This window comes from Paenibacillus sp. LjRoot56, from assembly GCF_964253335.1.
GTDB lineage: Bacteria > Bacillota > Bacilli > Paenibacillales > NBRC-103111 > Paenibacillus_E > Paenibacillus_E allorhizoplanae.
On record NZ_CAXURV020000004.1, the window covers coordinates 1,334,432 to 1,347,667 of the forward strand.

Genomic DNA, 13,236 nt, shown 5'->3' on the forward strand with positions numbered 1-13,236 from the left:
ACTTGTTCCAGGGTATCTGACATAGACTACTTTTCGTATGACTTCGATGCAGACTTCAACTGATCAAAAGCTTGTTGTGGGGTAATTTTACCAAAAGTAAGTTGATCACCGACCAACGTCCAATCCTTGTCAATAAAGTTGGTCCAGCCGCTTGTTGAATCCCAAGTTTGACCGTCTTTCTCTGTTGCGCGAAGCAGATCCAAACCGACCTTATCTTGATCACTAAAGCTAGATTGAAGAAGGGCAGAAATGTCTTTGTTAGCTGGCAAACCGCGAACTGTTCCCAATATTTTAGCTGCTTCAGCATCATTAACGAACCAGTTGACAAACTTCTTAGCTTCTTCCTGCTTCTTCGAGTTTGCGCTAACAGCCAAGTACATCGAAGGCTTCAACCAGCCGCCCGGAGCGGAGGCGCGAGGCATGGTCACCAAAGCGTAGGCACCTTTTTTCAAGCTATCATACGTACCATATCCATTAGAGAAAGCATAGCGTACCAAGATTTTCCCTGAAACCATTAGGTCCAATTTAGGATCATTTTCTTTGTCAGAGGCATTTACGTCAGCTGGAGGAACAAGTCCATCTTTGCGCAATTCTTCGAATTTCTTAGTCCATTCTAGGTAAGTCGCTTGATCTACATTAAATTTGCCATCTGGGGAGACAACCGAACCTTTCCCTTTAGCATACTGATAGGCAGAGTAAACGAAGTAATTACCGCCGTAATCCTTAGTGAAATACGTTCCACTAGGTAATTTCGACTTAGATTCTTTGGCTAGAGCAAAGTATTCATCCCAGTTCCAACCATTAGCAGGATTCTTTATGCTTAGTTTATCCATTGCCGCTTTGTCATAAATCATACCAAAGGCAACAGAACCAAGGGGAATACCGAATTGTTTACCGCCGGATTGTCCGCCAGCCATCAGTTTAGCATCAAATTTACTTACATCCACAGTTGGAGTCAGTTCAACCAATTGCTTGCGGGCAGCCCAATCGGGAGTCCAGCCCGGATCAAGCTGTACAATATCCGGCGCATTGTTGGCAGCCGCTTGCGTGGACAATTTGTCCAGATAACCGTCCATACCAGAGTACTCAGGTTCGAACGTTACGTTCGGGTTGTTCTTCGTGTACAATTCAAGTGCCTTCAAGGTTGCGTCATGACGATTCTGAGCCCCCCACCACATAATACGAAGCTTTACCGGCTCGGTGGATGCCTTGGCTGTCGCTGTCGGTGCGGCAGTTGGTGCTGAACTACTAGTTGTTCCTTTGTCGCCACCACCACAAGCAGCCAGTGATCCAACCAAAGCAGTTGTTGTAGCCAAAACGGCTAAAGAACGTTTCCATGTAAACATTGTTACCCCTCCTGAATGTCATTTATTGTTTTTATTTCTGTTACTATCGTAACAACTCAGCAATGAGATTGATATATGAATGATCCACGAATTGTTATAAAAAAGACCGAAAATGTTTGGAGCTAGAATCATAGTTATGGTAGAAATGAACTTTCATTCCCCTCTGTCGTATCCAGCATCTAGTTAAAAATTATATCAAATTAAAATGATATCAATTTGGGGTGAAATATACTTATAATGGTTTTGTGTAAAGCGGATTTAACTGACATTGAATACAACAAGGGGGGAGTCGTGTGAAAAAGCAGGGATTGGGTCTAAAACTGCAAAAGTTGCATTCTTTAAATGCTTGGATCATATTGTTTCTGGCAATTAGCGGTATTTTACTTTATCTACCACCCATGCGCGCTTTATTAGGTGAGGGCCGGGTTTGGCTGAAGCAGCTGCATATCGCAGCTGGATTGGTATCTCTGGCTTTGATAATTATATACCTTCCGTACATCCGCAAGCATCTTCGCCTGCTGACTACCCGCAAAGCCCAGCAGGGTAATCTGATGCTTGTACTTGTACTATTGACAGGCTGGATTGTGTCTGGCCTTGTCTTATGGAGATATCGGTCATTTCCTCCAGCTTGGAACAATTCGGCATTACTCGTTCATGATTTGCTGACGTGGGTCGGCATTCCATACGCTGTTTACCACTCCGTCACACGAAGTCGTTGGTTGAGAAAAGTCGGCCGGGAAGTTGGTCGGAATCAACATCCCCCCTTTGGAAAACCAATGGAGCTCGGTACATATGAGCCGACAACGGGCAGAATTTCCCGCCATATATCTCGCAGATCCTTCATCAAGACGGGTGTGGCGGCGGTTGTGGTGGCGGTCGCCATGCCCCCTTTTATCCGTTGGCTGAATTCTGCAGTAAGCGGCTCGAACCTCTCCTCACTTCAAGAAGAGGAATCCGTGTTCGCGGATTTTCTACAGCCGACGCCATTGTCGGATTCACTGCCACCGAAGGGGGGCGGAGCGAAGGGCAGCTTTCGGATCTATACAGTGACAGACATACCCAAGTTTAATCCCGATAAGTGGACATTCACTGTCGACGGGCTGGTTAATCAGCCTTTCCAATGGAGTTGGACCGAATTTCTGGCTTTTCCCCGCCAAGTGCAGGTCAGCGATTTTCACTGTGTCACAGGTTGGTCAGTCAACAGCTGTACTTGGGAGGGCATTCCTCTGAACAAACTGCTAGAGCAAGCAGGAGTTAAGGAGGGGGTGAAGATGGTGAAATTTCATTCAGCTGATGGCGAATATACGGACAATATCACCATTGAACAGACCTGGATGGAGGACGTGATGGTTGCAGTCATGCTAGATGGTAAGCCAATTCCCAGAGACATGGGAGGCCCTGTTCGGCTAGTGGTTCCACAAATGTACGCATACAAATCAGTAAAATGGCTGAACCGGATCGAGCTCATCGACAGTGATCATACCGGCTACTGGGAACAGCGGGGCTATGCCAAAGATGCCTGGATTTGGGTTCCGCCTATGTGATTCGGCTAATACTCAAGCTATCCACACTTCACTTTGCTAATTCTCATTTCACTATCCGCTTACGCGCCTTCATCACAAGAACTTAAATTTCCCGTTTTTCCCCATGTGTCTAAATATCCCTAAAACACCGAAAAAGCCGCGATTTATACGCGGCTCAGATTTTTTAGGTAACTATATTTTATAATGGTTTTCTCCTATTTCTCTTCTAACTCAATCACCGGTATAACTTCGAGCCAATCCATGCGTACTATGTTTTCCATGGATTTAAGAACAATGCGATGTAATCCTGGACTAAGCTGAAATTCTTCATTCAAACGCAGTGTACTCCATGATTTCCCAACAACCTCTACGATTTCAATTACTTTATCATCGACTGAAACAGCCATCCACGCTCTATCATTAGGTGCAAAAGCATGCAAATCAACCGTATAAAGCGAGGCTTTGGAAGCATGACCAACTGTGAATTCATAAGAAAACCAATCTTCAGCTGTTAATTGAACACATAATCGTTCATCAGCTTGCCAACTTTCCCCCTTGCCATGTTGAAAGTTAGGTGTCGTTCTGGCTCCTTCTATAAAGCGGATATCTGTTCTGTCATTTATCCGAAATCCAATGTTTTCAACCATACGACTCTTGGTCCCGTAGCTAATCCCTTCTCCCCTGTAACCATAGAAAATTGCTGGTATACGAGTCGAAGGTCTGCGGAATAGGGCATCCGTTACTTCTTTTTGATACAAACATTGCTCAAAAGAAATGTTGTGCAGGTATTCCCATAAAATGTGCTCGGCAGATGCCTTATCTGGTTTAACTCCGCCTTCTAAGTAGTCAATCAACTGTTGCCAGCCTTCTGGCTTGATCACAGTACATGGCGAATTATTTTTGTCCATTTTTTTCCAAGTCCAAAAATTCCACGAGATATCATGATCCTCGAATAATCGAAATGCACCAGCATACCATTCTTTATTATTCTCGCCGCCTTCCCCCATAAAGATCGGTACGTTCCATTCTTCTCGCTTATCCAGATAAATTTGAATACTCTCCGTATCTGGGTTGTTCCAGTATTTATGAAATTGAAGCATAAGATTATCATCAAATTTATCATCGAAAATCGACCAATCTGTGGCCCAGTGCACACCTTCCAAAATGATCATATGACGGTCATCGACTTCGCGAATAGCCTTAGTAATTTTCTTATAAAGCGGCATTACTTGATCATTATAAGCTGAAAACCATTCTGGCAGCGGCTCGTTCAAAAGATCATAACCTGCTACAATCCACTCATCTTTGTAACGCTCAGCCAGCATTCGCCATAACGCGACTGTGATCTCTTGATTCCGTTCGTTCGTAAACAGCTCAGGTTTATCGAACTCCGAATCGTCGATATTCGTTCCTGTCTGTCCTCCTGTAGCACCATGCAGATCAAGAATTACATACAGTCTATGCTCACGACACCAATCAATGACGTTGTCCAAGATCTTCAAATGAGCTTGATTATAGCGAACAACCTCACCATCACTATCCTCTATCAAAAATCTGGCAAGAATCGGTACACGAACGGAATTGTAACCATCCGCAGCGATTTGCCGAATATCCGACTCGGATGTATATCGACTATAATAAATCTCCCAGAATTGCTGAGCCTTCTCTTCACCGATCAAATCCTTAACCATCTGTTCGATTCGTCTTGGTCGATCCCCTTGATCAGGAAATAGCCACATGTACCCTTCCGGAAGCATCCAACTGCCAAATCCAACGCCGCGAAGCAGAATCTCCTGTCCTTCACCGTTTATCAGCTTTTTGCCTTTGGCCTTTAAAAATCCAGTTACTTCATGCCCTCCAGTTATCAAAATAAGATTCCCCCTCTCCAATTCAATTGATGGCATTATCCTTTGATCGCACCTTCTGCAATCCCATTAAGAATATATTTTTGCAGAAATAGATAAAAGATAATGACGGGCAGCATAGCCAGCAATAAGGCAGCTAGAATATTTGACCAGTCATTGCTGTATTCACCAAATAACATATTCGTTGATAAGAGCAGTGTATATCGATCTGAATCGGTTAATATTAACAGTGGCAAAAGAAAGTCATTCCATATCCATAGTAAATTCAAAATCGCAATGGTAGCTGTGACGGGTAGAAGAAGCGGAAAAATCACAGTAAGGAACAATTTAAACTCTCCACAGCCGTCGATAACGGCAGCTTCATCCAAATCTCGCGGGATAGATTTCACAAAACCGTGATATAGAAAAATGGCCATGGACACACCTAACCCGATATAGATGAAGCCAAGTCCATAAATCGAACCTTGGATGTGTAGTTCTCTAGATATTTTCACGAGGGTGATCATAACCGAGTGAAAAGGGATTAACATTGAAAGGATGAAAAGTCCAAATAAAAAAGCACTCAATTTCCCTTTCGTTCTAGACAGCTTGTATCCAGCCAAGGAAGCACAACCAATAATCCCAAATAAACCAACAAAAGCAATTTGGATCGTATTCGATAAGCTTCTTAAGAAATGTATTTTTTCAAAGGCGCTCGGATAATTGGAAAATTGAAAATCAGTAGGAAAGGATAGAATATTCGTCAGCATCTCGCTTTGCGTTTTCACAGAATTCAATAACCCCATATAGATTGGAAATAACATCACAACCGTTCCGACGAGCAGGAAGAGAAAAATAAGAGATGAGCCAGCACGACGACCTATTAGGCTAAGACCAACACGTGCATCTTGACTACTCATGCTTCCACCTCTTTTCTTTTCATGATCCACAATTGAACGAGCGTGATGATCAAAACAATCAAGAACAGAATCATTGCCTTAGCGCTAGCATAACCATAACGACTACTCAGACTAAATGCTTCTTCATAAATATTAAGTGCAATAACCTGTGTAGCCCTGCCTGGTCCACCACCAGTCAAAGCAAATACCGCATCAAACACTTTAAAGGAACCGTTTAAAGTAACGAAAAGGCCAATGGTCAAAGCCGGATATATCAAGGGCAGCGTAACATTTCGAAATGTTTGCATCGCATTCGCCCCATCTATAGCAGCAACTTCTTTCAGTTGTTGCGGTACCCCTTGAAGTGCTGCAATATAAATGACCATTAAGTATCCTACTCCACTCCAGAGGGAAAGAATCAAGAGTGTATAAAAGGAGAATTTGGGGTCCCCAATCCACGATTGGTCTAAAAAGTGAAAGATCGTATGCTCAGCTATATAGGGTATAACCTTAGTGAAAATAAACATCCACATAAACCCGCCGATAATTAAGCTAATCATATTTGGCATAAAGAAGATCGTCCGAAACCAAACCTTACTTCGTTTTTGTGATTCTATTAAGACTGCCAAAAGGATAGCCAAGAAATTGGACAATACGACCATGAATATAACGTATTTGAGTGTAAACCAAATGGAATCCTGAAAGTATGGATCATCTGTGAGCGCTTCGATATAGTTGCTCAATCCCACCATATTATAGGTAGGATTGAGCCCATTCCAATCCGTTAAGCTGTACCAGATCCCCCCAAAAGAGGGGGCGAGTACAAAAACGGAATAGAATAGTATTGCGGGAAAAACGAAGGCTAACAGGATGATGTTTTGCTTCCTATTTTTTGTGAAAATCATTTCCTATCACTCCTAGTTAACCGTTACTCAGCCTTTATTTAGTAGCTTTAACTGCTGCTGCCCATGTTTTATCCATTGTTTTAATAAACTGCTCTTTGGTAACGGTTTTAGCATAATAGCTTTGCAACAATTTAGCTTGCTCGTCTGTAACACCGTTTGGCAGCTTCAAATCCTGATACGCTTTCCCATTTTCTACATAGGCTGAGGATTCCTTCACCCACGGATTTACTTCAAATTTATGCACAGTAGAGATAGGATTGAATTTCAATTGTTTAAATAGCGCGGAAGAATCTTTCTCATCCAGGATATAGTTCAGTAAATCAAGTGCCACTTCTTTGTTTTTAGTTGTTGGCGATACTGCTAAGGAAGTAGAGGTTGAAAGATTAATCATGGTATCTTTGGGATCATTGCTTACAGGTAGTGCTGCAACGCCCATTTCAAAGCTTGGATTAACTTTCAGAATGGCATCCGCATTCCAAGGGCCTTGTACCCACATAGCGGATTTTCCATTGGCAAATTCAGCGGCCCCAGCTTCATTACCAACCTCGAAAGGTTTTTTCGTGCCGTTTGCGTTAATGAGATCGATAATATCAAAAATGGCTGCTACGTCATTATAAGAAGCCTGACCCGCACTCATCTTTTCAATCCAATCCGGATGCTTCGAGGAAACAATACCACCAAGCGATTGCGCAGTCATAAGTTGTGGAACCCATGACTCTTGAAAAGCCAGTTCAAATGGTGCAATATTGGCTGCAGTTATTTTTGCGATAACAGCTTTCATTTCATCCAATGTGTTTGGAGGTGTAATGCCCAAATCCTTGAATATTTTTTTATTGTACAAGTATCCCCATGTTGTGCTTTCAAAAGGCAACACGACGATTTTACCATCGATGGTAACGGTTTTCTTCACGGGTTCATACAAGCTTTTAATCGCTGCTTGACTAGATAGATCACTTAGGTAACCTGCTTTGTAATAAGCTGGAATATCATTTGCATGAATGGTAAACAAATCTGGTGCGTCATTCGATGCTAGACGAGTTTGTAAGATCTGCTTGGCTTGATCCGAATTAGGCATTTCCGTTTTAATCGTGATATCTACATTTTTCTCAGCCAATTCTTTTGCTTTAAATTGCTCGAAGTATTTTTCAAATTGTTCTTTATACTGGGGATAGCTCATAAATACATTGAGTTCTACTTTTTTCGGAGTTGCTGCCGCCTTTGTACTGACTGGTGTGCTTGCAGGTGCTGCACTACTAGCGTCTGTATTCGTCTTACTTGTGCTAGTGCTGCATCCTGTAGCTAATATCAAGCCTAAGATAATACTGATATTAAGCGTTTTGTTCATGGATCGTTCCCCCTCTGATTTAACTGCTCCTTCAGTATAGTGGAAGCGTTTTCTATATTCATTTCAGGATATTAACATCTTCTATTGCACAATATTGATGCGACTTGGAAAAACACGCCAATTATTTCCGTAATTCTCCTGGGGCAATTCCATAATGTTTTTTAAACACCCTGTAGAAGTAGGCAAGGTCTGGATACCCTGTCATTTCAGCAGCGTGCTTAATAGATAACTTATGATCCACAATGAGTTCTTTGGCTTTTTCCATGCGTTTGAGATGAATATAATCGGTTATCGTTTCTCCGGTGAATGTTTTGAATGCCCGACTTAAGTGCTCCTTACTTATATAAAAATAAGCGGCGAGTGACTCCAAAGTAATCGATTCGTTATAATGCCTATTGATGTACGCGGTCACCTCTCGCAAATCCAGCTTATTTCTATTTTTCCGTGCCTCCAATAGTAAAGCAATAGCCTGATTATACATGCGTTCAATCTGTCCAATGGTCTCTTTCACAGAATTCCAACCCATTTGATCGGACGGCTGTTGTTCCAATTCAGATATGATATGGTTCCATGCCAGCTCACTAGTCGAAACAAACTCTTCGAGCATTAAGGTAAAGTCATGACCGATTTTATTCAGCATACTGCCATCGAATTGTTCAGCCTGCATCGGCTCCATAAATTCCCCTAATGACTTCAACGTTTGAATGACACCTGATGCGTTTAAATCCAACATATAACCATAGATCAATTGACGATATTCCAAATACTTATCGAGTGAACCCGCATCGGCAAATACAAGCGGTGTTTTCCAAGATACATCTGAAATTTGCTTGGCTTGCTGCAGTTCACGAACACATTGCGCTAAAGCAGCATTCAGCTCTTCGGGGTCCACCGGTTTTAATAAGTATTCCTTCGCTTGGGATCGAATAGCTTGCTTTAAATAAACAAAATCATCATAACCACTCATCACAATGATCTTAAGCAAAGGATGTTTATCATTCAGCGCCTTTAAGAGCTCGACACCATCAATACCCGGCATTCTCATATCGGTTACCACGATATCAGGTGCTAGCTCTGCGACCATTTGCAATCCTTGTGTTCCATCCTCTGCCTCACCTATGATCGTTAATTGGAGCTTGTCCCATTCTCCAAGCTGCTTGATCACTTTTCTTGACCAAGGCTCATCGTCCACAATCATCACTTTATACATCTTCAAGCTCCTCCTTTTCCTGTACCGGCAATACGAATAAAACGATCGTTCCCTTCCCTGGCTTGCTGAAAATACGAATACCATATCTTTCGCCAAAATGCAGCTTCAACCGGGAATCGACATTTTTCAAACCAATACCTTTTCTTTTTCCGCTCTGCTCATCTTCAGAGAATTTCAAATTAGAATCATTGCCAGAACGTAAACCTATTCGGATATGTCCAAGCTTCTCTTCGTCTAAACCTACGCCATCATCTTGAACAGCAATTAATATTTTCTTGCGGATTCGTTTGATTCTTATCTCCACGAGCCAACTGCCTTCTTTTTTATGCAGTCCATGTTCAAATGCATTTTCTACGATAGGCTGAAGTGTAAATTTGGGAAGCTGGCTCTCAGAAGGTAAATCATCTTTCTCAACCACCACTTGACATCGCCCAGTAAACCGCTGCTCCTGAATATAAATATAGTTCTGCATATGCTTGAGCTCATCTCTAAACGTAACCAAATCACTCCCCGTACTGATTGAATATCTTAATAAATCTCCGATCACCCGTGTAACTCGATATATCTCAGGCGCATCCTTCTCTAAAGCCATCCCTCCGATTAGATGAAGGGTATTGTTGAGAAAATGCGGATTGATTTGAGCTTGTAGTGTCCTCAGTTGCGCAGTCTTAATATCTATTTTCCCTTGGTATTCTACTTCAATTAACTCTTTAATGCGTTGCATCATGGAGTTGTAACCATGCTCCAGTAGTCCGAGCTCATCACTGTTTTTGACAGATTTCAATTCAAAACTTTGAATTTCCGCTCTTCTCATGGTTCGTGCTAAACTAATAATCGGCTTACTAATACGAAGCGAAAAAAGGATAGAGAGAATAATCGAGGCAGCGACAAATAAGCTCCCAGTGACAACACCGGCATTAATCGTAGCTTGAGCGCTGCGATTTATCGTTTCGAGGGGTATGGCTTTTATCAGTGTTAATTTACCATTGCTAACTTTCTGCATAAAGAAATAATACTTATTGGTTTTCTGAATTCCAAGACCACTATCAGGTACAGCAAGACTTTTTAATAGAATAGAAATATCTCCTAATGCCTGTTCATTCTTAGACCCAGATAATAATTCCCCTTCATCGTTGCTCAAGAAAATGGAGCTGTCTGGTTCAGATCCAAGAATACTTCCGACCTCATCCCAAACCTTGCGGTTGATCTTAACGGAAAGACCACCCAATAGCTTACGATCTTCAAATCGATTCATACTGTGAAACGCATAAACCCCATTTAGTTCCTGTTTAAAATAAATATTAGTCGGTGTATCTAACATTCGGCTCCATGGTCCAGTCCGGATATCCATAAAAGAAATTAAACGGGCAACATAACTTACGGATAATGCCTGTTTGTTTTCATGAATATAAAGTGTAAAATCATCAATTTTACGGGAATTAGAATGTAATAATGAGGTTAGGGTATCACCAACATATTTTTGCGTTTGAAATTGTACATTTAAATTCGGATTAGCTATTTGTTGAAGATTACCCATTAATTCCGAATTGATCTGAACCGTATAAAATAAAATGTTCATCTGCTCAATAAGCTCATTCAAATATTGATTAGCCCATTCCATACGTGAGTTATTGGCACTAATCATTTCCTGTTCCACCGAATGCCGTGTATTGTTGCTAGCAAGCCAGGTTACAGTCACAACAGGTAATGTAGTTAAACAAATCATCAAAACCATCAATCTAAAACGGATTCCTATTTTTCTTTTCAGAAGTATCCCCTCATTTCACTTCCTATTCCAAAAGCCGCTACACAATCATATAAGAAACAATTCGTGTGAGATACCATTAATCCTCTAAGGTCGCGTCGATTAAAAAAGTAAAAAAACACGGAACCCAATTCGGATTCTCGTGTTTTCTTGTTTTTGAATCTATTCAATTCAAATGACGTATTTCAAATAGTCTCGCAGTGAACTCCCTACTGCGATAGCCTAATTTAATGTAATATTATCAATCTCAGCGTATCCTGTACTTCCCTTGGTCAGCCTTATTATGTTGTCACCTGCGGTTAGGTTAACATTCACATTCACGGTACCAAATTGTCCCCAGCCTGCTGTAGCAGGATATGTAACTGTTGAGTATGCTCCACCGTTATATGCTAAGTTTTGTGTAGAATTAGCTCCTGTGCCGTTAGCATATCGGATAGTCATTGTATAAGTTTTTGTCGTGGGTACTTTTACATAAAAATCAACATAACTATCGCTATAATCCATTTGTGCTACATATTTGCTGCTTGAAGCATTGGCGCCAGTTGCGATATTAGCGTGGTTTACAGCTGCATTTTCAGCTTCGTACACGTTAGTGGCCTGACTATACGGCGTAATATAAATGCGATAACCATCATTATTATTTAAGCCAGTCATTGGCACAGTAATCTGATTATTTGCAGTGGTATAATCCCCTTCAAGCAATGTATTTGTCGTATTCACAGCAGTCCCCCTATTTACAAACGGAGTCCAGTCTACACGCACATGCACTTTGCTGCCATTTGTTCCGAAAAACGAAGGGAAATTCTTTATAGTTGCATTGACTGATCCGTCCGTAACACCACCAAAAAGCACACTTGCATATTGCCGAGTTGAATCTACATTCGCAAAACCATCAAGTGCAAGCATATTATTAACGTTCGGAGGTGTCGTGTTTACCATGTTGCCTGTCATGTCGCCATACCATTTGTAAAACCACCATCCACCGTTTCTTTGGGTAGAGCTTGAAAGCAGGGTTCCTAATCGCCCAGGATTCGGAACATCCCAATAACTTTGCATAGCGGTATCGACTTTAAGTCTCTCAAACTTGGCAATCAAAGGTGCGGTCACTCCTGGTTTCCCTTCGTCATCCAGCCAAGCAGCACCACTGTACTCATTAATCGAAATCGGCCTTGCTGTTAGCCCTAGCGAAGTTTCAATCAACCTGTAATCATTAAAGTTGGCGGTAAAATTCTCGTTTCCAAGCTGATGCCACGATGCAATATCTGGAACTGTATTTTGGGACTTCTGGTATGCCATAAAGTCTTGCATAGCATTATGACCGTACCCAGCGAACGAGGGTCCAATTGCTTTGGCTGTAGAATCCAGCTGCTTAAGCTTGGCATAGGTTTGACTGAAGAATTCCCTAAAAGTCAAGTTTCCAGACGCATTTGACGACGTATATCCACTATTATAGATAGTACTATTGCTTATCATAGCATTTTCAGCTTCATATCTTACAGGACTTCCACCCGAGATATCGATATAGTCGATTTCAGCATATCCTGTAGTCCCCTTAGCTAATCGAATCGTGTTGCTTCCCGCGTTTAAATTAACAGTCGTTGTGAGAGAGCCTGGGCTGCTGTTAAACCAACCACCCGTATTCGGATATGTTATTGCTGCAGCGCTGCCTCCATTGACACTCATATTATGTGTCGAAGCAGCTCCTGTACCATTGGCATACCGAATATTTATCGTGTAAGCCTTAGTTGTAGGTACCGTTACTGTGAATTGCACATAGCTATTACTCGTATCAATTCCACCAACATATTTCCCTTTCCATGTACCGTCTGGTTCATTCCATAATTCATATCCATAAACATTCGTAAGACCTGCCGCTTTCACATCATTTACCGTCGTGGTCAACTTATTAAACCAATCCGTTAAATTGGTGTAATCATACCAACCGGTGAACCAATCAGCAAGACGGATAGACATTTGGCTGCCAGAAGGGGCGATTCTTTGTGCAACCGGGATAGCAGCTCCCCACGGCTGTTGATAACCAGAGACTGCAGGGTTGTTATATGCCTTAGCGTGAAGTGGAAGGAATAGATTATTATCTGGTTGATTTTCTATGATGCCGAATAAGGAACCTGCCGCCCCATGAGTTACCGGCCCGATTACACTCGATAAATCGACGGTCAGAGCACTTGCTGCATAGGCTGGAACTACTGCTGATAAACTAAACATCATTATCAATGAACTTAAGATTGCTGCTTTTTTCACATTAAACCCTCCATTAAGTTGGTGTTGGCCTGCCTACAACATGATTACTGCTTGATTATCTAACTCGACTATATTCATCATGCCTCCTTCATTTAAATCAGATATTGAAAACGCTTGCAAATATGAGGTACTTCTTA

9 protein-coding genes are annotated in these 13,236 nt (G+C 41.8%); 1 reads left to right on the plus strand and 8 read right to left on the minus strand.

Features of this window, described 5'->3' with window-relative positions; genetic code table 11:
• Window positions 1–26: 26 nt before the first annotated feature.
• The gene (locus tag ACSQ8O_RS31700) at window positions 27–1,346 is read right to left on the minus strand and encodes an ABC transporter substrate-binding protein (RefSeq protein WP_056615562.1); all 1,320 of its coding nucleotides are present in this window, start codon (window positions 1,344–1,346) and stop codon (window positions 27–29) included.
• Window positions 1,347–1,639: 293 nt separating this feature from the next.
• Between ACSQ8O_RS31700 and ACSQ8O_RS31705 the strand changes: the two genes are divergently transcribed.
• Window positions 1,640–2,890, plus strand: coding sequence for a molybdopterin-dependent oxidoreductase (locus tag ACSQ8O_RS31705; RefSeq protein ID WP_436244897.1), 1,251 nt, complete (start codon window positions 1,640–1,642; stop codon window positions 2,888–2,890).
• Between the two features lie 194 nt (window positions 2,891–3,084).
• Here ACSQ8O_RS31705 and ACSQ8O_RS31710 read toward each other — a convergent pair whose 3' ends face one another.
• The 7 genes from ACSQ8O_RS31710 to ACSQ8O_RS31740 all read right to left on the minus strand — a co-directional run bounded on the left by ACSQ8O_RS31710 (window position 3,085) and on the right by ACSQ8O_RS31740 (window position 13,099).
• Complete coding sequence (locus ACSQ8O_RS31710) at window positions 3,085–4,737, minus strand: glycoside hydrolase family 5 protein (RefSeq protein WP_436244898.1); 1,653 nt, start codon at window positions 4,735–4,737, stop codon at window positions 3,085–3,087.
• Window positions 4,738–4,772: 35 nt separating this feature from the next.
• Window positions 4,773–5,633, minus strand: a complete 861-nt coding sequence (locus tag ACSQ8O_RS31715) for a carbohydrate ABC transporter permease (RefSeq protein WP_436244899.1) — start codon at window positions 5,631–5,633, stop codon at window positions 4,773–4,775.
• Window positions 5,630–6,517, minus strand: coding sequence for a carbohydrate ABC transporter permease (locus ACSQ8O_RS31720; RefSeq protein WP_436244900.1), 888 nt, complete (start codon window positions 6,515–6,517; stop codon window positions 5,630–5,632). The genes ACSQ8O_RS31715 and ACSQ8O_RS31720 overlap by 4 nt, the downstream gene beginning before the upstream one ends.
• 34 nt (window positions 6,518–6,551) lie before the next feature.
• The gene (locus ACSQ8O_RS31725; RefSeq protein WP_436244901.1) at window positions 6,552–7,862 is read right to left on the minus strand and encodes an ABC transporter substrate-binding protein; all 1,311 of its coding nucleotides are present in this window, start codon (window positions 7,860–7,862) and stop codon (window positions 6,552–6,554) included.
• A 121-nt stretch (window positions 7,863–7,983) separates the two neighbouring features.
• A complete protein-coding gene (locus ACSQ8O_RS31730) occupies window positions 7,984–9,072 on the minus strand; it encodes a response regulator transcription factor (protein WP_436244902.1) in 1,089 nt (362 codons plus the stop codon).
• Entirely contained in the window at window positions 9,065–10,609 is a 1,545-nt protein-coding gene (locus ACSQ8O_RS31735; RefSeq protein ID WP_436244903.1) for a sensor histidine kinase, read from the minus strand. The genes ACSQ8O_RS31730 and ACSQ8O_RS31735 overlap by 8 nt, the downstream gene beginning before the upstream one ends.
• 450 nt (window positions 10,610–11,059) lie before the next feature.
• Window positions 11,060–13,099: a CBM35 domain-containing protein gene (locus tag ACSQ8O_RS31740; protein WP_436244904.1), complete on the minus strand. Its 2,040-nt coding sequence runs from the start codon at window positions 13,097–13,099 to the stop codon at window positions 11,060–11,062.
• Between the last annotated feature and the right edge of the window lie 137 nt (window positions 13,100–13,236).

Bases quoted from the DNA above. Each gene is read 5' to 3' on its own strand.
- ACSQ8O_RS31700 (WP_056615562.1), bottom strand. From the start codon at position 1,346: ATGTTTACATGGAAACGTTCTTTAGCCGTTTTGGCTACAACAACTGCT.
- ACSQ8O_RS31715 (WP_436244899.1), bottom strand. From the start codon at position 5,633: ATGAGTAGTCAAGATGCACGTGTTGGTCTTAGCCTAATAGGTCGTCGT.
- ACSQ8O_RS31720 (WP_436244900.1), bottom strand. From the start codon at position 6,517: ATGATTTTCACAAAAAATAGGAAGCAAAACATCATCCTGTTAGCCTTC.
- ACSQ8O_RS31725 (WP_436244901.1), bottom strand. From the start codon at position 7,862: ATGAACAAAACGCTTAATATCAGTATTATCTTAGGCTTGATATTAGCT.
- ACSQ8O_RS31730 (WP_436244902.1), bottom strand. From the start codon at position 9,072: ATGTATAAAGTGATGATTGTGGACGATGAGCCTTGGTCAAGAAAAGTG.
- ACSQ8O_RS31735 (WP_436244903.1), bottom strand. From the start codon at position 10,609: ATGGGTAATCTTCAACAAATAGCTAATCCGAATTTAAATGTACAATTT.